We start from the raw sequence: 19,850 nt of genomic DNA on the forward strand, positions 1-19,850 counted from the left end.
ATTGAACCACAGAAGGGGAAAGCAATGAACGGGATCAAGGGGTGGAAAAAGCTGAAGGGGGTGGCGTGGCTGGGCCTGGTACTGGCGGTGGCACTGTTGGGTTGGAACATAATCGCCGGAGGTGGAGCGATGGCCAGTCCCGCTGAGGGATCCCGAATGTTGACGGTTACAGGGCAGGGATCGGTCTCCGTAGAGAACTCCATTGCCCTCATTCGCTTGGGGGTGGTGATCCAGGGGGAGACGGCGCAATCGGTACAACAACAGGTGGCAGAACGCTCAGAGCGGCTGGTCAATCGCCTCAAGGAGCTGCAAGTAGGCGCTCTACAAACCACCGGCATTTCCCTCTACCCGCAATACGACTATCGGGATGGCCAACCTCGCCTAACGGGTGTGCAGGGGCAAAACAGTCTGCAATTCGAGGTGCCCGTGGCCAGAGCCGGGCAAGTGCTGGACGAAGCTGTGGCCGCCGGAGCCACCCAGGTGGAATCGGTCAGTTTCCGGGCCGATGAAGCCACCCTGTTGGAAGCGCGCAGCCGCGCCCTAACCCAAGCCGTGAAAGATGCCCAACGTCAAGCCCAGGATGTGCTGGGGGTCTTGAACCTGAGCATCCGTTCCGTCGAGCGCATCCAGATTCAGAGCGATGGCTACATGATCCCGCCGCCGATCCCCTTTGCCCGCGCCGACTATGCCCGTCTAGAAACGGCATCCACACCGGTGGAGGGGGGACAGCAAACCGTGCGCGCCCAAGTCACCCTCGAGCTCCGTTACTGAGCCTCTGCTCTGTTGCCTGGAATGATTCACAAATGTTCACCGCATGGATTTCAGCTCTCCCGCCAAAGGGCTTCTGGTCAGAGCAAGCCTTGGGCAGCAACAGACAGCGGCTCTGGACGAGCGAAGTCTCAGTGATTCAAGAGTGATTCAATCCATCTAACCAACTCGGCAAAGTGGAAGCGGCTGCTGTTCGCTACCGCATCAGAATAACGATGGAGATACCACATTCATTAGAATAGCGATGGAAAGTTGCGGGTAGTTTGCTTTCCCGCGCCACCCTGCCTCAGTTTGTCTATGGATCCCAGCCCGGAGAGCGTTGGTGCAACTCCTCTGCCCGAGAAGGGGAAATCCGGCTCTGGCAGAAGTCAAGACGGCAGTCTGCAAGCCCGTGTACTGATTGTGGATGATAGCTACATGGTGGCAGAAATGCTGTCCAACTTTTTGGGCAAGCAGGGCTGCAGTATTTCTTATGCTTTGGATGGCCTCTCCGCGCTGGAGCAAATTCGCCGCCAACCCCCAGATCTGATCATTGCCGATTGGGTCATGCCCTCCCTGAACGGCCTAGACCTGTGCCGTCAACTGCGGCAACTGCCGGAATATGCTTGGGTGTACTACATCATTATGACTGCCCGCGAGGGCAACGATAGCATGGAGCGGGCTTTGGAGGCAGGCGCCGATGAGTTTCTTTCCAAACCCTTTCAGGCTGCAGAGTTGCTGACGCGGGTGCGGGCAGGGCTGCGCATTGTAGAAAGTCGCCGCCAGCAATATCTGCTCAAAACTGGGCAAAAATCTCCTCCCTCTCCCCCCAAGTCGATTGGTTTGGAGGTGGGTAGCCGTCAGGATTTGGTGGCTCGTTTGCCGCTGCGGGTGGCCCAGGCCCGTGCCCAATCGGAACCCCTCAGCTTGTTTGTGCTGCGCTTGGCCAACCTCGGTTCTCTGGCACAAGGGCTGGATGCTGACGGTCGGGGTGCTCTTCTCAAGCTGTTTAGAGGGCGCCTGGCCAATAACCTGCGCGATGGAGACGACCTGTTTTGCTACGACGAGGGGCAGTTTATCATTCTGCTGCCGGGGAGCACCTTGGCTGCTGCGCAAATTGCTGCCGAACGCTGCTGCCAGCGAATGATTCAGGATCCCTTTGTGGTGAATGGACGGGCGCTGCCGGTACAGCTCCAGTTTGGAGCGGCCAGCCTCATGGACAGCGATGATCCCAAGGGGGTGGCTCTGTTGCGTCGGGCTGCCCAGGCTATGCGAGATAGCAGGAATGTGCACAGCTCGGTGGTGACTGCTCCCCATCCCATCCCAGTTTCCGACCGCGTCAGCGGAACGGAGTCCTCAGAGCTGCTGAAACGCCTGCAGCGTCTGGAAAAAGAAAACGCCGAACTGCGCCGAGAGCTGGAAACTCGCCTCAGGCAGATTGAGGATCTCCGCCAACACCATCAAGAGCTGAGTCTAAAGATGCAGGCTCCTGCACCGGAGTCAACCACAGCGGGATCCCTGGCCCGCAGACCCTTGCGCTTGCGGCGGCGAAAACTCCGGCAGCTTTGTCTGAAGCGTCAACTGAGCCGTAGAAGACCGCGCCTGGCCTTGGGGCGGCTGAGCAGGTAGTGATGGGCTGAGCGAACGGGAGAGACGGAAGGGAGGTGCAAAAGGCTATGATGGGCATTCTTCAGGGTCAAGTGGCCGGATCTGGGAGCTGGAGACCGGCAGGAAGATGGTTCCTGAACAACATTGAGCTAGTCTTGACAGCGGTGGGAATAGGGGTAATCCTGCTGAGTGGTTTTGTGGCCAGCCGCAGCGCTTTTAAGGACTCGGTCCCGCTGACGCGAACGGTGGAGATGGCAACGGCGGTCAGCGCCACTTTGGTGGGGGTTATCCACGGGATCCTCTTTTGGCTGTTGCGACGGCGGCAGAGACAGGTGAGGCGGGAGGCAATCGGGCAAATTCGGGAAATGCTAGAAGATTTGGGCAAAAACCGCCTGCAAACCATCAAGATGAGCTTATACATGGTGCAGATCCATCAACCGGAGCAGGAAGAGCGAACCCGAAAAAGCTTTGACCGCGTTTACCAGATCCTGGCGGAGATGAGCACCTTGATCGACCACATTTCGGAAGAATCTCTGGCCGGCTGGCGCCATCGCTACCGGCAGACTCTGCAGCGGGTTGAGTCGGAGTCTCAGTAGTTTTTAAATCGTCTTTAAATCTTGAGTGGCTTAAGGGATCCCTTGAGGAGTTGGCTGAGCCGGTGGACGGTCGGATTTCGGGAAGCACCCAATTGCTCGGTCTAATCGGGGATCCGGTGGCCCACAGCTTATCCCCGGCCATGCACAATGCTGCTTTGGCAGCTATGGGGGAAAACTATTGCTATGTGCCGTTTCCGGTGGCTCCAAAACACTTGGCGGCGGCGGTGGCAGGGCTGGCGGCCATTGGGGTGCGGGGGTTTAATGTGACGATTCCTCACAAACAGGCCATTCTCCCTTTGCTCGATCAGATTGAATCGCGGGCAGCAGCGGTGGGGGCGGTGAATACGGTTTACCCCTTGCCAGAGGGCGGGTGGGCGGGCACCAATACCGATATCGATGGCTTTGTGCAGCCTTTGCTGGGTCTGGAAAAAGGGATCCCTACTCTCATTCTGGGATCCGGGGGGGCAGCGCGGGCGGCCATCCAAGGCTGTTTGGAGTTGGGGCTGGGGCCGGTGCGGGTGGCGGGGCGATCCCCCAACCCATTGCTGGCCTTGCGACAGACTTGGCCTCAGGTGGAGACGGTGAACTGGGCGGAGTTGAATTGCTACCTGTCTCAGACGCGGCTTTTGGTCAACACCACCCCCGTGGGCATGCACAAGCCGGGATCCCCTGGCGGTCAGGAGCTCTCTCCCCTGAGCCGGGAGCAACTGGGCTTGCTGTCTCCAGGTGCCATCGTCTACGACCTGATCTATGTGCCGGATCCCACTCCTCTGCTGCGGATGGCCGCCGAGTTGGGACATACCCCCATCAGTGGACTAGAGATGCTGGTTCAGCAGGGGGCCAAGGCTCTATCGCTTTGGCTGGGAGGCAAGCCTGTGCCAGTAGAGGTGATGCGGCAGGCAGCTCAACACCAGTTGGCCCAGGTTTAGGGTCACTCCAGGCCAGTTGGAAGCCCTCTCTCAAGGTGTAATGAGATAACAACAACTACCGGGCTAGCAATCCAAGGTTGTTTCCCGCTCCCAGGGCGTGATCTGACGGTTGTATTCCTGCCACTGTTGGCGTTTGAGCTTGAGGTAGGCATTTACAAAGGGATCCCCCAGCCTGCTGCGGAACAGGGTGTTTTGGTCTAAATGGTTGAGGGCTTCGACCAGAGAGCCGGGCAACGTTGGGGCATTGGGGAGGGGATCCGTGTAGGCGTTGTTGTCGCAGCGAGGGCCAGGATCCCGTTGGTGTTGGATCCCGTCCAGACCGGCGGCAATGAGACCAGCAGCCAAAAGATAGGGATTGGCGGCAGCATCGGCCAAACGCAGTTCAAACCGCCCGGCATCCGGGATCCGAATGGCGTGGGTGCGATTATTGCCGCTGTAGCTGATCGTGTTGGGAGACCAGGTGGCCCCAGAGAGGGTGACAGGGGCATTGAGGCGACGATAAGAATTGACCGTTGGGTTGGTGAGGGCACACAAAGCAGGCGCATGGTGCAGCACCCCGCCGATGAAGTGATAGGCCAGTTGAGAAAGCCCCAATTCCCCTTGGGGATCGGCGAATAGGTTTTGCTCCCCCTGCCAAAGAGAAATATGGGTGTGGCAGCCGTTGCCTGTCAGATGAGCAAAGGGTTTGGGCATGAAGGTAGCTCGATAGCCATGCTCTTCGGCAATGCTTTTCACCATGTATTTGAAAAAGGCGTGGCGATCAGCCGTAACTAGGGCATCGTCAAACCGCCAGTTCATTTCAAATTGGCCGTTGGCATCTTCGTGATCGTTTTGATAGGGATCCCAGCCCAGCTTCTGCATGCCATCGCAGATGTCTCGGATCACCGAAAAACGCCGCATCAAACTTTGCTGGTCATAGCAGGGCTTGGCCTGCCGATCCCGCTCATCGGAAATGGCCCACTCTTCTGGCGACAGAAGCATGAACTCGCATTCGATCCCCGTCTTGACTTGAAAGCCCATGGCTTCTGCTTGGGACAACACCTTCTTCAATACCCAGCGGGGGGTTTGTGGCAAGGGATCCCCGTTGACCTGAATTAGATCGGCAGGCATCCAGGCCACTTCCGGCTGCCAGGGCAGTTGAAACAAGCGCTCGCGCTCCGGCTGGGCAAACACATCGGGGTCTGCAGGCGTCAAGTCCAACCAGGCAGCAAACCCGGCAAATCCAGCCTGACCCTCTGCCATGAAGTCGATAGCTGAGGCAGGCACCAGCTTGGCCCGTTGGATCCCAAGCAGGTCGGTAAAAGAGAGCAGAAAGTAGTTGATCCCTTGGGCGCGGGCAATTTCAGAAAGCGGCTGTGTCATGTACCCAAGCTAGGTCTTGGCCTCAGGTAGAGGTGTGTCTTTCCGCACAAAAATAGATCTTTATCAAAAGAAACGGCCAGGAAGACAAACACCGCCATTTGTATTCGCCCAGGGTTGCGCAGCAATGGGAAAATTCTCCCCTGGCCAACAATTACCCGTTGATGTTCCTTCCCGCTTTTGAGTCAGCCCAGATGGTTGCCAAGGCGGGGTGGAAGTTGAATGCCAAGAGGGCCAGCAAGCCATCGTTTCGAGCAGTACCTCTGGGCATGAAGGCCGGGGCGTCTGCGCCGTGGCTCCCTCAGTGAAAGTGAATTAGGATGGGAAAGCGTGGTTTTGCCGTGTCGGCCCGCTTATTCTTCTCTTGGGTAGGTCTGGAGCAGCGCAGATGGCAGTTTACGAGGGCAATTTTGTTCAGACGGAGGATCTGCGTCTAGCCATCGTCATCGGTCGGTTTAACGACCTAATCACCGGCAAATTGTTGGAAGGGTGCCAGGACGCGCTGAAGCGGCATGGTGTGGATGTCGGCCCGGAGAGCAAGCAGGTGGACTACTACTGGGTGCCGGGCAGTTTTGAGGTGCCTTTGCTGGCCCACCAACTGGCCCAATCTCGCCGTTATGACGCCATCATCTGCCTGGGGGCAGTGATTCGCGGGCAAACTCCCCACTTCGACTATGTGGCAGCGGAGGTCTCCAAGGGCATTGCGGCGGCAGGATTTCGTACCGGAGTGCCGGTTATTTTCGGGATCATCACCGCCGATACCCTGCAGCAGGCTCTGGAGCGGGCCGGGGTCAAGAGCAACAAAGGTTGGGAATACGCCATGAGTGCCCTGGAGATGGCGACGCTGATGCGCCAAGTTGCCCCCGTGCTCCAAGGCAGCTACGGCCACAGCGGCAACGGGGCCGGATCCCGTCCGTCTCTGCCCGGTGGAGCGGAAGCCCTGCAGTCTACCCTGGACAGCGCTGCCTATTGAGGGCGGGTGAGCCGAGTCAGCACTTCGTTGGAGCGCTGCACAAAGGCCCGCGCGGCTGCTGGATCAAAGCTTTTCTGGGTAATCAAAGCCAGATCGTAGATGTGATTGCAGATGAGGTGAACCAAGTCGGGATCCCGACCCTGATCGGCAAGAGACTGCAGGTTTTGGATAAGGGGATGGGCCGTGTTCAGAACCAGCGTGTGCTCTTCCAGAAACTCCAGCGGCTTCTGCTGGATGACGGCGTTGAGCTCCTGCAGGCGCCGCAGCGTCTCCGGTAGCAAGATCATGGCCGGAACCGACTCTGATTTAAGGGCTTCTGCTTGGATCTGCAACTTGTCTTTGCCCAGGGCTTGTCGGAAGAGATCGACCAACTTTTGGCTGCGGGTTTTTTGCGTGACCGGATCCACAATTTCGGCGGCTTTGTCTTTATCCACCAGCGTTTCATCCAGCTCAGAGTCCACCCGCTTAAATTGGATCCCTTCTTCTTTGTATTCCCGCTCCAAAAAGCTGCTGAAGTGGCTGTCGATCCAGCTATCCAGCATGATCACTTCCAGTCCTTGAGAGCGGTGGAGATCGATGTAGGCACTCTGGGCAGCCTCATCGGTGGCGTAGTAAACTCGCTTGTTTTGCTTGTCGCGGGTGCGCTCCAGGTACGCTTTCAGGGTCACATATTCGGGTTTGTCAGCAGGGGATCCGGCCACTCGGAAAATGAGAATATCCTTAATCTGGGCAAAGAACTTGTCGTTGTTCATCGCCCCAAACTTCATAAAGAGGCTGATGTCGGGCCAGACCTTGACGTATTTTTCGTAATCTTCCCTGTACAGTTCATTGAGACGATCCGCCACCTTTTTGGCAACGTGATCCCCAATGCGTCTTACGGTGCGGTCATTTTGTAAGAAGCTGCGGGAGACGTTGAGGGGAATATCCGGGCTGTCGATGGCCCCCCGCAGAGGTAGGAGAAACTTGGGGATGACTTCCTCACAGTTATCTTGGACAAAGACTTGGTTGCAGAACAGCTTGACTTGACCCTTGGTGGGATCAATATCCGGGCGCAACTTGGGAAAATAGAGGATCCCTTGCACGATGAAGGGATAGTCGGTGTTGATGTGTACCCAGAAGTGGGGATCCTCTTGGAAGGGGTAGAGGTAGCGATAAAACTCTAGGTAATCCTCATCTTTGAGTTCGGAAGGTGAAGTTCTCCACAGGGGCTTTTGCTTGTTGATCACTTCCCCGTTTAACTTGATGGGAACGGGGATGAAATCGCAGTATTTACGAACCAATTCCCGAATGCGGCTTGGCTCCAGGTATTCTTCGTTTTCGGGGGTGATGTAAAGGGTAACGGTGGTGCCGATGCTGGAGCGCTCAGAATCGGAGAGGGTAAAAGTAGTGGTGCCGTCACAAGCCCACTTCACCGGCGTGCTGCCGGGCCGATAGGAGAGGGTGTCGATCTCCACCCGCTGCGACACCATAAAAGAGGAGTAGAATCCTAGACCAAAGTGGCCAATGATTGCTTGCTCTGCGTCTTTGCCCTTGTACTTTTGAATGAACTCTTCAGCGCTGGAAAAAGCCACCTGGTTGATGTATTTTTTCACTTCCTCGGCAGTCATGCCAATGCCGTTATCGGCCACCGCTAAGGTCTTGGCCTCCTTGTTGAGGGCAATCGTAATCTCCGGCTCTGGGAGATCTGCCACTTCGCCGGCAAGGCTGGCCATCTTCAGCTTGGTGATGGCATCAGCAGCATTGGAGATCAGCTCCCGCAAAAAGATCTCTCGATCCGAGTAGAGAGACTGCTTGATGATGGGAAAGATGTTCTCGGTGTGGATGGTGATGGATCCCTGTTCCAGCACGGTCATAGGTGGCTCAGCACTCAAACAAGCTCAGTGCCAATCTACAGAGGTTGAGAAGCCCCCGACAAGCAGGCCCCTTTTCGGAAATCCGCACTCGCAACCGAACCGGCTCTCTAGAGCTGAGCTGCTCCGGGCGGAGCTTGGGCTTGGCCGTTCCCATCAGTGGTGCGGAGCGCTTCATCCAAAGCAAGTTGTTGGGCCCAATCCTGGCCGATCCGAATGGTGACGTCGGAGTTGAGAACGCCGGTGGACTCTACCCGCATCTCTCCTAGGCCGATGGCGGCGCGGATCTGTTTAGCCCCCTCCCGATCCCCGCTCTGGGCGAGGATCTCCGTTTGCTGCAGCACCTGGGTGCTGTCTTCCACAGCAAAAGCATGGACGTATCCTTGTCTCACCAATTCTTGCACCATACGGCGGGCCATCCCCGGCTCTCCGGTTGCGTTTTGCACGGCTATGCGCAGGCGGTGTGGAGGAATGCGGGCTACCTCTGCCTCCAGGCCAAAGTGGGAGACGGCCACCCGTCGGATCCCGGCTGGATCCGGCAGCCAGTAGCTGGTGGAGAATTCTCCCGGCTGACTGAAGCGGCCCGGCAGCAGCACCAGGTCGATGCGATCGCCCCCAGAGGTGAGGACAAACTTGGCCAAGCTCAGAACCTCTTCCCAGGTGAGGTTGGTATCGAGGTTGGTGCGGATAACCTGCAAAATCTTTGGGATCCGCGGCCAGACGGCAGGAGAGAGCAGTTCCCGGCTCAGGGCCCGCAGCAATTCCTGTTGCCGTTGCACCCGACCGATATCCCCCAATCCCAGGTGATCGCGGCGAAAGCGGGCAAAGTGGTGGGCTTGTTCTCCATTGAGGCGTTGCCAGCCGGGCTCCAGGTGGATGAACAACTGCTGGGTGTGATCTGCGTACTGCATCGGTTCCGGCACGTAGATTTCCACGCCGCCCACCGCATCGATCAGCTCTTCCAGAGCGTCGGTATTGAGGCGAATGTAGCGGTCAATCGGGATCCCACCCATCAAGTGGCTGACCACCTGAGCCGTCAGCGCCGGGCCCCCTGCCAAGTTGGCAGCATTGATCTTGGCCACACCAAAGCCAGGCAAGCGCACACGAGTGTCGCGGGGGATGGACAAAACGGTAATCCGCCGCGCCTGGGGATCAAAGCGGGCCAAGAGAATGGTGTCGCTGCGGGTGTGGAAGCGATCTCGCTCTGTGGGCAAGGGCAGGGTGGGATCCGGGTTGTCTGTGCCGAGAATGAGGATATGCAACGAGCGATCCAGAGCCGCAGCCCGTAAGGCATCGGGACGGAAGGCTTCTTGTTCTGCAGGTGTGAGGGAAGTTGGGATCACCTGACGGGGCAACATCACGGCCAAGAGGGCACCGGCAGAACCCGCCAACACAGCCGTGAACCCCAACAACAGCCAGAGGATCCCCTGACGAATGGCCTGCTGACGAGCTGCGCGGACACGGTCAGGACGGGGGGGATAGTGGAAGGAGGGCATCAGGTCAGACCAGGTCTCGCGAGCGCGTACAGGAAAGGGTGTACTGTCTGGGTGGTGTTGCCAACCCCACCAATTCAAGGCCATGTTATCCCATCCTTATTCCTTAGAGTTGTCTAGACCCAACTTCACAGCGGGATCCCTGCAGCCGTTGTTGGGGAAGTCGGAGGCGCACCTTTGGCTGCAGACAGTCCCCCCGTTGGAGAAGTTGCTCCCCCAGCTCGACTTTCTTTCTCCTGAGGAACGTCGGCGGGCAGAGCGTTTACAACTGCCGGCGGATCGGTGCCGCTTTCTGGCCGGTCGTCTTGGGTTGCGGAGCTTGCTCAGCCGCTACAGCGGCATTCCACCCCAGGGGATCCCCCTCGACCACAGTTCTACCGGCAAACCCTACTGGCGGGATCCACCCCTGCCGCTGCAGTTCAACCTCAGCCACTCCCACGAGCGCGTCCTGATCGGCCTGAGATGGCAATACCGCATTGGAGTGGATCTGGAATGGGTTCGACCTGTGCTCCGCTGGCAGCGCATCGCCCAGCGCTACTTTTCGGCTGCCGAGCAAGTCCGTTTGGCCAGCTGTCCAGCTCCAGAGCGAGATGCCCTCTTCTTCCAAATGTGGACACAAAAGGAGGCGCTCCTGAAGGGAACAGGCAGGGGTCTGGCCGGCTCTGCAGCTTTGGGCGAGGACTCCCGCTGGGTGACCTTACCGCTTCAGGTTGCCGGTGGCTACGTCGCTGCGGTAGCCCTTGAAATAAGGAAAGACGGAGAGGAAGCCCCAGCCGTGCGGCTCTACGAGGATGTGGATGGCTAGACAGGGCAGAAGGGAATCAAAACCTCTCCGCCTAGAGATGCTATCTTGAGTTTCCAGGCTACTCGCAGAGGAGTGAGAAGGGAGGAGTGAGAAGGAGAAATCTCTTCTCTTTGCTCTTTTCTCTCTCCTCGTTGCTCTTTTCTCTTTGCTCTTTCCTCTCTCCTCGTTGTTGCAATGTTAAACAGGTTCTGTCATTTCCTGGTGCTGGGAATCTGGCTATCGGCCCTCATGATTGGGATCCCGCATCCGGTATGGGCGCGGGATCTCTCCAGACAAACGCCGCAGGAGAAGGTTATTGAGTTGGGTACTGCCGACAATCAGTTGGTGTTTGCGCCCAAGGAACTGTCTTTTCGCAACGGCAGCCTCTACCGTCTTCGCCTGAGCAACCCCAGCCAACTGAAGCACTATTTCAGCGCCAAGGATTTTGCCGATGCCGTCTGGACCCGCAAGCTGGACGTGGCCGGCGTGGAAATTAAGGGCCAGATCCGAGAACTGGAACTGAAGCCAGGCGCTTCGGTGGAGTGGCAATTTATTCCTCTGAAATCTGGGGTCTATTCTCTGGTTTGCACCATTCCCGGCCATGCAGAAGCAGGTATGGTGGGGCAGATTACCATCGGCGATTGAGATCCTCTTCCTGGGCTACCCGGCCAAAAGGGGATAGAAAAGAGAAAGACGCTGCCAGGCCAATCCATGAAAAACCCGCTCACGCCCAAAGCCCTTCGCGCTGCCGACGCGAACGCGGAACACTGGACTCGGGGATGCCAGGCAGCCCCCCCTCGAAAGAGCAGGCCCCCCCTTTCGGAACGGGTTGCTGGCTATGCCATAGCGCTTCTCTCCCTCACTGCTGTCCACGGGATCCGCTACTACAACGAACCACAACTGACCGTCGGCAGCCGTTCTCCGCAGACGTTTCTTGCCCCTGCTGCGGCGGAGATTGAAGATGTGGAGGCTACCCAGGCCCGACAAGCTGAGGCGCGACGGCGGGTGGTTCAGGCCCTCAAAATCAACAGCACCGCCAACGACAGCATGCGGCAAAATCTGGAGGCTCTCCTGGCTGAGGTGGAGGCCATCCGCCAAGAGGCAGGTTCTCTGCCCTATGTTTCTGTCCAGTTGCTGTCTCTGCCAACGCAGATCTACCTGCGCCAGCTTTCCCCAGAGGAGTGGGAACTCCTTCAGGCTCGCGCCCGACAAGAGGCCATCCGCGGAGCCACCCCATCTCCTTTGGAAGAGCCTTCTTCGGGGCGACCGGAGCAGCTTCCTCCGGAGCAGCGGGCCAAGCAAGAGCTTGTCGAGGTTTGGCAGCGGGTCTGGTTGGACGGATCGGCCACCCAGATGGCGGCGACGGATCCCTATACTCAGCTAATTGCCCAGGTGGAAGCGGCGCAACGGCGCTATCAAGCGGCTTTGCCGGCTCTGGAGCAGCTCACCCCCCCTGTTCCGGCCACCGTTCTCAATTTGGCAGATGCGGATTGGCAGCATTTGCAAACCTTGAGTCGGCGGGTCTTGGAGCGTCTGCAGAAGATAGGGATTGTGGATGGCCTGCCCCGCGAAGTTCGCGCCGAAGGGATCCAAGCCCAACTGGACGATTTGATTTTTCCGGGCAATGCTGCCCAACGACAGGAGTTGCAGGCCCTGGTCTATCAGTGGCTGCAGCAGGTGCTCATTCCCAATGTGGAGGTGGATCCCCAGCGCACCGAGCAGCGCATTCGCGCCGAGCTGGAAAAAGTAGAGCCGGTTCTGATCTCGGTTGCCGAGAACCAGGTGATCGTGCGAGCAGATCAGGTCATCACTCCCGAAATTTTTCTCATCTTGGATCACTTTGGGCTTACCCAGCGCGGGATCAACGTCTGGGGCTTGGTGGGGGTGGCCGGCGTGATGGGCCTGGGCCTGGCTGTCTTTGTGCCTCTGCAGCAACGCTTGCGGCCAGGGTTGCGCCGCCGGGATCGGGTGTTGATCCTCATGGTTTCCCTGACCGCTCCCCTGTTGGCGGCCTTGTTCAAGCTGGAGTTCAGCTCCTTGCCGGCGGTGGGGCTGTTGCTGGGCAGTTTTTACGGGGCAGGGCTGGGCCTGGTGGTGGTGGTGGGCCAGGCGTTGTTTTTGCCCTTGGTCTCCTCTGCCAACCTGCTCACCGTCGTGCCCTTGTTGTCCGGCAGCGTGGTGGCCTCTGCCCTGGCCGGGCGTTCCCGTTCCCGCGAAGAGCTGGCCTTGTTGGGAGGAGGAGCGGCAGCGGTGCAGATGCTGGCCTACGGGGCGGTTAGCTTGGCCACCACCGGTGGCATCGACCTGTTGGCTATGGCTTTGGCGGGGGGAACCAGCCTGGGGTGGAGCATTGTTGCCCTGGGAGCCAGCCCCTACCTGGAGCGCCTGTTTGACTTAGCCACCCCCATTCGTCTGATCGAGTTGAGCAATCCCAATCGCACGCTGCTGCGGCGGCTGGCTGCAGAGGCCCCCGGCACCTTCCAGCACACTCTGCTTGTGGCCACTTTGGCAGAACGGGCTGCCCAGAAGCTGAACCTCAACGTGGAGCTGGTGCGCACCGGCACTCTTTACCACGACATCGGCAAGATGCTGCAGGCCCGCTACTTCATCGAGAACCAGATGGGCAGCCTCAACCCCCACACCCAACTGGACGATCCCTATCGCAGTGCTCAGATTATCAAGGCCCACGTCAGCGATGGCTTGCGCCTGGCCAAGCAATATAATCTGCCTACCGCCGTCCAGGCGTTTATCCCTGAGCACCAGGGGACGATCCTGATTGCCTATTTCTACCATCAAGCCCAGATGAAAGCCGGGGGTCAGCCCGTACCCGAAGAGCCGTTCCGCTACGATGGCCCGATCCCCCAGAGCAAGGAGACGGGGGTGGTGATGATGGCCGATGCCTGTGAAGCCGCCCTGCGCAGCATGACTCTGAGCGATGGCTTCGGCCCCGATGTGGTCGAGCGGGCAAAAGCTGTTGTCCGCAAAATTGCCCAGGCCCGTTGGCAAGATGGCCAGTTGGTTGATAGTGGGCTGACGCTGGAGGATTTGGAGGTGGTGGCGGACGCTTTCGTGGAGGTCTGGCGGGAATCCAACCACGAGCGCATCCCCTACCCCAGTTTCACCCCTGCCCCCTCGCTGCCTGAGACTGCCTCTGCTCAGGCCCAGATCCCGGTGTCGATGAGCCCCTCTACGGGATCCCCTTAGCCAGGTGACCTCTCCCGTTCGCGTCAGTGAGACGGAGTCCTCAGAAGCTAAGTAGGTGGAGAAAGGTCTAGCCCTGCGGCTCATCGATCAGTACGATAGGGGATCGTTCTGTGGACCCAGTATGAACCAAGGCAGTCCTAGGATTTGCAGCCCTAGGCGGAGGATTTTTGTTTTATTGTTTTTGGATGGCCTGCTGAATGCTTCATGGAGCTCCTACTTCCTCTGCCGATCCCAAAGCTTCTGCAGCTCCTTTTCAGATTCCACCTCTGTCTCAGTCCAGCCCTGTCCAACTGTCGCTGGTCATTCCCACCTACAACGAAGCCTCCAGTATCTGCAGCCTGATCCGGCAGTTGTGTGCCCACCTAGACACGATTCTGCCTGGAAGCTATGAGTTGATTGTGGTGGATGACAATAGCCCCGATTACACTGCCAAAGTGGCCCAAGGATTGCAAAAAGAATTCCCTCAACTGCAAGTCATCTGTCGCCACCACGAACGAGGCCTGGCCACTGCCGTGCTGCGGGGATGGCAAGCTGCCCGCGGCGAGGTGTTGGGGGTTATGGATGGGGATTTGCAGCATCCGCCGGAGATTGTCCTCAAATTGTGGCTGCTCATCCAGAAAGGGGCAGATTTGGTGGTGGGCAGCCGCTATGCGGAGTCGGGGGGGGTGAGCCACTGGAGCCTGGGCCGGCGCATTGTCTCCCGCGGGGCCCAATGGATTGGGCTGGTTCTGCTGCCGGGAGTTTTCAGCCGTGTTTCCGATCCGTTGAGCGGACTGTTTCTGGTCAGACGCCAGTCTATTGCCGGGATCCCGCTCAACCCCAAGGGTTACAAGCTGCTGATCGAGGTGCTGGCGCGGGGCCGGGTGAAAACCATTGCTGAAGTCGGCTACATCTTTCAGGAGCGCCAAAACGGGGAGAGCAAAATCCAACTGCAAACTTGTCTCCAATATCTCCACCACCTGATGGTGCTGCGCTTTTCGCTAGGGCAGGTGGGATCCTTTTTGCGCTTCAGCACGGTTGGCCTATCCGGCACCTTGGTGGACATGGCTTTGCTCTATGTTTTGCACGATCCCACCAACTTAGGATGGGATCTCATAACCAGTAAGCTGGTTGCTTCGGAGGTGGCCATTCTCAATAACTTCCTCTGGAACGACCTGTGGACTTTTCGCCATGTGACCCGCTTGCAGCCGGGGCCCTGGAATCGCCTGAAGCGGTTGGCGAAGTTTAACGTTATCTGCTTAATTGGCTTGGTTCTCAACACTTCACTGGTGACCTTGCTGAGCGAGCGCTTGGGCATTCATTATTTGTTGGCCAACTTAATTGCCATCGGTATTGTTGTATTCTGGAACTTCTACCTCAACTCCAAGCTGAGCTGGAGGAGTGCAGAGGTTAAGTCGGACTCTGTGGGTGGCCAGTCTTGAGTATGGCTTTTTCCAGGAAGAGCCAATCCGGAGGTATGGGCACTTCGCTCATTTCCTCACTGTCTGGGCCCCCTTTGGCATCCACCTTCGCTCCTTGTTCCTATGGCTGCGCTAAGTAGAGTTAGGGCGGATCCCCTCTAGGGCGATGATCTCCTGGATCACCGAGCGAACAACGGGAGCAGCCGTCGTCGAGCCGAAGGCATCTTCCCCCTGGGGCTCGTCGATCACCGCCAAGATCACGTAATTGGGGCGAATGGCCGGGAAATAGCCCACAAAACTGGTGATGCGCTTGCCGGGCAAATAGCCCCCCCGTGGCCCGGCTTTCTGGGCAGTGCCGGTTTTGCCGCCGATCTCATACCCCTCGATCTTGGCCGATTGCCCCGTGCCAAAGTCCACCACATCCCGCATTTGGATACGCACTGCCAGCGTGGCTTGCTCGGATAGTACCCGCACCGGCTGCGGCTGCGGGGATCCCCAAACCAAAGTATCCGTATCCTTTTCCACCAAGCCTCGCACCACATGGGGCTGTACTTTCAGTCCGCCATTGGCAATGATGCAGTGCATGGCAGCCAACTGTAGAGGAGTGAGGGCCAGCCCCTGGCCGAAAGCGACAGTGGCCCGCTCCACCGGCACCGTAACAAACTGTCGCAGCGGTTTCAAACGGCTGGCCGGCTCAAAGGGCAAATCCACGCCACTGCGCTCGTTGAACCCCAGCCGCACCAAGGCATTGTAGTACTGGCGGGGATCCAGCTTGCGCATTAGATGTACCATGCCCACATTGCTGGATTGCCGCAGGATATCCGTGACGCTCATCCAGCCATGGGCCCCTCGTTGGTGGTAGTCGTAATTTTGAATGGGCCACTGACCGATGAGAATCCGACCCTCGTCATAGACCCGTTCATCTGCTGTAAAGGCTCCAGCATCCAACCCAATGGCAATGTTGATGGGCTTGAAGGTGGATCCCGGCTCATACAAATCCGTTACCGCCCAGTTGCGAAAAAGACCGGGGTCATACTCAAAGTAGCGGTTGGGGTCATAGGTGGGCTCGCTCACCAGCGCCAGGATTTCCCCTGTCTGGGGCTGGAGGACAATCACCGTGCCCCGCAGGGCTCGAAACCGCTCCAGTTGCACTTTCAGGGCAGCGCGGGCAGCTCTTTGCAGGCGCATATCTAGGGTAAGTTGCAGCACCGTCTCGCCAGATTGCAGCAGCCCTTCCGGCACCTCGGCAGCCAACAGTCGTCCGTAGCCATCGCGAGGAATGGTAACAGGCTGAACAGTACGCTCCAGCAGCTCTTGCCGGGAATATTCCACTCCCGCTTGGCCCTGATGATCCAGATCTACATAGCCTACCACCTCGGCGGCCATCTCTTTTTGGGGGTAAATGCGTTGCCGCTCGCTCACCAGCTCCAGGCCATCCAGATGCAGAGCCTGAATTTGATCCGCCACCTCCTGGGATACCCAGCGCTCCACCCGCACTGCCTGATTGGCCGATAGCCGCTGCGCCAGTTGCTCTACTGGACGCCGCAACAGGGGAGCAAGAGCGGTGGCCATTTCCTCTGGAGTGCGTTTGCCAAAGAGGCGGGGATGGGCCCAGAGAGTATAGACGGGGCGATCTACGGCCAGCAATTCTGCCTGCTGCTTGGCAATAGAATGACGATCCACAATTGAGCGACGAGGAATGAAAGGTCTTAGCTGGGCTCGCTGCTGGGCTTCGGCTCGCTGCTGCAATAGGGGTGCCTGTTGATGTTGCAAATAAACCAGACGTGCTCCTGTTACAAATACGGCGATGATCAAAGCCAGTCCGGTCATGCCGGCGCGAAAGTCAAGCTGGCGGGCCGTCGGGATCCGCTCCCCCAAGAGCCATCCCAGCGCTGTTCCCCACTGCCTAGAGCTTCGCGGTGAAGGGATCCAAGAACCTCTGCGTCGGCGCCGTTGAGCAAGTTGCCGGCCATTTTGCCTTGTCTCCAGAGATTTCGGCACAGGCCGCCCTACCCTAGCCCTAGGTCTGCTTTCCATTGCAATCCTCACATGAGCACCACCGCTAGTTTGGCGCTCATCCCACTGTTATGCCACCCCACAGCTTCTTCCCGGCGCCTCGTGCAGTCAGCCACTCAATTTCCGCTCCTGGTTGGAGAGAGGGGAAGTTGAATACAGCACAGCGAAAACCGGAGGACTTACTGCTTTTCATAATTTTTTAAACGCTTCGTATGCTCGGAAACAGACGACCGGCAGACTAGCAAGCCATAATCTAAACAAATCCAGCTTTCTCGGAGTTAAGTCTATGAAATGCGTGAAGGAGAGCTACAACAAGCGCGTGTACCAAGAGCCTCCCAAGGATTTAAAGGATTTATCTTCTGGGCTACTTGCTGCCTTCATTCCTCTATCTTTCTTGACTGTACTTTGGTTGCACCAAGGCGATCGCCGCTTCACCTGCTTTCGAGTTGACCAGTCTGCGGTTAACTGCGAAGTGTTTTTCCAGCCGCTTCTGCCTTTGCCAAGTACGACTGAACTCTACAAGGACGTGAGAGGGGCTGGAACCAAAACCGAAATCAAAACAGTAAGAGACCAAACTAAACGAACAACCCACTACAAAAAAAAATACTACTATTATGTCACGCTGAAAACTCCTGCAGGAGAAAGGAAAGCCTGGTCAGCTTCCAGTGAGAGGGAGGCTCAGGAACTGGCAAGGCGCGTTCAGTCTTTTGTGAACGGCACAGAGAGTCAGCTCTTAGTAGATAGCGATAAGTTCGACTTAGGAGATTTAGTGATTGCGATCTTGTTTTCCCTCATCTCATTGCTATTTCTTTTGATAGGGGTTTCTGTGCTGATATCGGCTTTGTGGCGCCGCCGCGTGACTTTGGACAGCTCCCTGTACCAAATCCAGGAGGAGTACCTCACTCCTTTTGGATCGCGAGGGCAGAAAACTTATTCCTTCCGAGATGTGCAGCAGGTCACGGTTCGGGCCAGGACAGATTCTGATGGCGATACTAGCTTTTCGGTAGAGGTGACATTGCAATCACAGAAGCCTTTGCTATCCATCTCCAGTGGCGGTGAATCAGAGGCGCGGGCAGAGGCCAAGAAGCTAGGTCAACTTTTGGGGCGTCCGGTCATTTTTTTGCGGGAAACAAAGTCATCGGGAAAGTCATCGGGCATTTTTTTTCGGAAAACAAAGTCATAGTGCTAGAGGGACGTAGCCCCGAGAGGTATTCAAGGTAAGTTAGATCTGTCCATCTGCCCATAGGGATCCCCTCCATTGCCTAGAGCGGTTTGGCTAATCCTGGGGTTGGGCTTGTTCATGCGGGGACTGGTGGCTGCCCTTTTGCCGCCGGGCTTTGACGAAGCCTACTACTACCTCTACACCCGCCATCTGGATTGGAGCTATTTTGACCATCCGCCGCTGGTGGCCTGGACAACGGGCTTGGGGCCTGCCTTGACCGGCCAGGTGTCGGCTTTTTCTATTCGACTGGGATCCCTGCTGCTCTATTCTGGCTCTTCCCTATTCCTCTACTACACCGGAGCGCGCCTTTTCTCTGTTCGGGCGGGACTGATCAGCTTGGCGGCCATCAGCATCGCACCCATCCTTTGGATTGGGTTTGGGGTGCTGACCCTGCCGGATAGTCCGCTGGTCTTTTTTACGGCAGCAACCCTATGGGTGGCCAGCCAGGAGTTTTTCCCGGTGCCTTTGGGGCAGGGGAAATTGGCTGTCTATGGGGCGGCTCGCTATCGGCCAGGGCCTAGGCTAGCGCTCATAGGTCTCTTGGTGGGGCTGGCCTGCTTGGGGAAATACCACGGCTTGGCTTTGGGGTTTGGCCTGGTACTCTTTTGTCTGCTCAGCCCAGTTCATCGCTGTGCCTTGAGGTCGGGCTGGACGGTGCTGGCGGTGCTGGGTTTTGTGCTGGCCTTCAGCCCAGTGCTGATCTGGAACGCCCAGCAGGATTGGGTCTCCTTTCGCTTTCAGGCGGGGCGGGCGGTGCCGGAGGCAGGGTATCAACTGCAAGCGCTGGGGCTGACGATCCTTTCTGAAATCTTTTACCTGTTCCCCAGCTTGGGGATCCCTTTGGGGTGGGCGAGTTTGGCAGGGACGGGTCGGGTGGCCCTGCAGATTCTCCGCGGGATGCGGCTGACGGATGAAGAGCTCAAGCACCTTTTGATCCTGGCCTGTGGATTACCGCTGGCGTTGGCCTTTACCTTGATGGGAGGCTACCGGCCCATCTTGCCCACCTGGCCCATGCCGGGGTTTTGGGTGCTGACGCTGCTGCTGGGATCCTTCTGGGAACGGTGGCCGGGAGCGAAGCGAACCTTAGTGGGGACGGCGGTGATGGTCAGCTTGGTGGTGGGGGTGGGGCTGGCCCATGTGCGCTATGGCCTGCTGCAAGAGCCGGGAGGGATGGGCCTGTGGCCCGTGGAGCAGGATCCCTCTACTCAGCTCATTGAAATTGAGCAGTTGCGGCAGCGCTTTCGGACGGATCCCCGCCTGGCTCAGGCCCTTGAGGAGGCAGAGTTCGTTTTTACCAATGTCTATTTTTTGGGCGGTCAGATCGCCATGGCCCTGGCTCCGCTGACGGACAAGCCTCTGACCTGCCTGGATGCGGATTTGCGGGGCTTTGCCTTTTGGTCGCAGCCGCAGGACTGGCTGGGGCAGGATGGGCTGCTCATCACTTCCAAGCTGTTCCAGCCGAGGGCAGGGATCCCAGCCACCTATGGCGACTACTTTGCCCAAATCGAGCCTGTGGCCGAGGTTCCCCTGGTGCGGGCAGGGGCGGTGGCGCAAACCTTTCAGGTGTACCTGGCTCGACAGATGCGCAAGCCCTATCCCCGCCCTTATTCCCGCCTGCAATAACAGCAGAGCATGCCTCTAACCCCCAAAACCCTGAACTTTGCTGAAT

General features: G+C 57.9%; 16 protein-coding genes. 11 read left to right on the top strand and 5 right to left on the bottom strand.

The features are described from left to right. Positions 1-24: 24 nt before the first annotated feature. From NW843_RS01525 to NW843_RS01540, 4 genes are all read left to right on the top strand, one after another. Positions 25-771: an SIMPL domain-containing protein gene (locus NW843_RS01525; RefSeq protein WP_414331137.1), complete on the top strand. Its 747-nt coding sequence runs from the start codon at positions 25-27 to the stop codon at positions 769-771. Positions 772-1,065: 294 nt separating this feature from the next. Continuing rightward, positions 1,066-2,376 carry a response regulator gene (locus tag NW843_RS01530; RefSeq protein ID WP_414521903.1) on the top strand — a complete coding sequence of 437 codons (1,311 nt, stop codon included), beginning with the start codon at positions 1,066-1,068 and terminating at the stop codon, positions 2,374-2,376. Positions 2,377-2,423: 47 nt separating this feature from the next. Next, positions 2,424-2,951 (top strand): hypothetical protein, encoded by a 528-nt coding sequence (locus tag NW843_RS01535; protein ID WP_414521904.1) that lies wholly within the window; start codon positions 2,424-2,426, stop codon positions 2,949-2,951. A gap of 62 nt (positions 2,952-3,013) precedes the next feature. Beyond that, the gene (locus NW843_RS01540; RefSeq protein ID WP_414521915.1) at positions 3,014-3,880 is read left to right on the top strand and encodes a shikimate dehydrogenase; all 867 of its coding nucleotides are present in this window, start codon (positions 3,014-3,016) and stop codon (positions 3,878-3,880) included. A 63-nt stretch (positions 3,881-3,943) separates the two neighbouring features. On the opposite strand, the gene glnT is transcribed toward NW843_RS01540, so the two are convergent. Next, the gene (gene glnT, locus NW843_RS01545) at positions 3,944-5,242 is read right to left on the bottom strand and encodes a type III glutamate--ammonia ligase (protein WP_414521905.1); all 1,299 of its coding nucleotides are present in this window, start codon (positions 5,240-5,242) and stop codon (positions 3,944-3,946) included. Between the two features lie 385 nt (positions 5,243-5,627). On the opposite strand from glnT, the gene ribH reads away from it, so the two are divergent. Beyond that, on the top strand, positions 5,628-6,212 hold the full coding sequence (gene ribH / locus NW843_RS01550; RefSeq protein ID WP_414330323.1) for a 6,7-dimethyl-8-ribityllumazine synthase: 585 nt from the start codon (positions 5,628-5,630) through the stop codon (positions 6,210-6,212). Here ribH and htpG read toward each other — a convergent pair. After that, positions 6,206-8,065, bottom strand: coding sequence for a molecular chaperone HtpG (gene htpG / locus NW843_RS01555; RefSeq protein ID WP_414373562.1), 1,860 nt, complete (start codon positions 8,063-8,065; stop codon positions 6,206-6,208). The two genes, ribH and htpG, sit on opposite strands and share 7 nt — an antisense overlap. A 107-nt stretch (positions 8,066-8,172) precedes the next feature. Further along, complete coding sequence (locus NW843_RS01560; protein WP_414521906.1) at positions 8,173-9,642, bottom strand: LCP family protein; 1,470 nt, start codon at positions 9,640-9,642, stop codon at positions 8,173-8,175. Between the two features lie 121 nt (positions 9,643-9,763). Here NW843_RS01560 and NW843_RS01565 point away from each other — a divergent pair, with 121 nt between their 5' ends. From NW843_RS01565 to NW843_RS01580, 4 genes are all read left to right on the top strand, one after another. After that, positions 9,764-10,360, top strand: coding sequence for a 4'-phosphopantetheinyl transferase family protein (locus tag NW843_RS01565; protein ID WP_414521907.1), 597 nt, complete (start codon positions 9,764-9,766; stop codon positions 10,358-10,360). A 201-nt stretch (positions 10,361-10,561) separates the two neighbouring features. Beyond that, positions 10,562-10,984 (top strand): plastocyanin/azurin family copper-binding protein, encoded by a 423-nt coding sequence (locus tag NW843_RS01570; protein WP_414521908.1) that lies wholly within the window; start codon positions 10,562-10,564, stop codon positions 10,982-10,984. 66 nt (positions 10,985-11,050) lie between these two features. Next, positions 11,051-13,543 (top strand): HD family phosphohydrolase, encoded by a 2,493-nt coding sequence (locus NW843_RS01575; protein WP_414521909.1) that lies wholly within the window; start codon positions 11,051-11,053, stop codon positions 13,541-13,543. Positions 13,544-13,740: 197 nt separating this feature from the next. After that, positions 13,741-14,964 (top strand): glycosyltransferase, encoded by a 1,224-nt coding sequence (locus NW843_RS01580; protein WP_414521910.1) that lies wholly within the window; start codon positions 13,741-13,743, stop codon positions 14,962-14,964. A 111-nt stretch (positions 14,965-15,075) separates the two neighbouring features. Here NW843_RS01580 and NW843_RS01585 read toward each other — a convergent pair whose 3' ends face one another. After that, positions 15,076-16,821, bottom strand: coding sequence for a peptidoglycan D,D-transpeptidase FtsI family protein (locus NW843_RS01585; protein WP_414521911.1), 1,746 nt, complete (start codon positions 16,819-16,821; stop codon positions 15,076-15,078). Next, on the bottom strand, positions 16,770-16,916 hold the full coding sequence (locus NW843_RS01590) for a hypothetical protein (RefSeq protein ID WP_414344636.1): 147 nt from the start codon (positions 16,914-16,916) through the stop codon (positions 16,770-16,772). Before NW843_RS01590 ends, NW843_RS01585 begins: the two co-directional genes overlap by 52 nt. 329 nt (positions 16,917-17,245) lie before the next feature. Between NW843_RS01590 and NW843_RS01595 the strand changes: the two genes are divergently transcribed. Together NW843_RS01595 and NW843_RS01600 are read left to right on the top strand one after the other, a co-directional pair. Beyond that, complete coding sequence (locus NW843_RS01595) at positions 17,246-18,142, top strand: hypothetical protein (protein WP_414521912.1); 897 nt, start codon at positions 17,246-17,248, stop codon at positions 18,140-18,142. A gap of 75 nt (positions 18,143-18,217) precedes the next feature. After that, positions 18,218-19,804 carry an ArnT family glycosyltransferase gene (locus NW843_RS01600; RefSeq protein WP_414521913.1) on the top strand — a complete coding sequence of 529 codons (1,587 nt, stop codon included), beginning with the start codon at positions 18,218-18,220 and terminating at the stop codon, positions 19,802-19,804. Positions 19,805-19,850: the final 46 nt, after the last annotated feature.

The organism is Synechococcus sp. R5-12, assembly GCF_047502655.1.
Classification (GTDB): Bacteria; Cyanobacteriota; Cyanobacteriia; order Thermostichales; family Thermostichaceae; genus Thermostichus.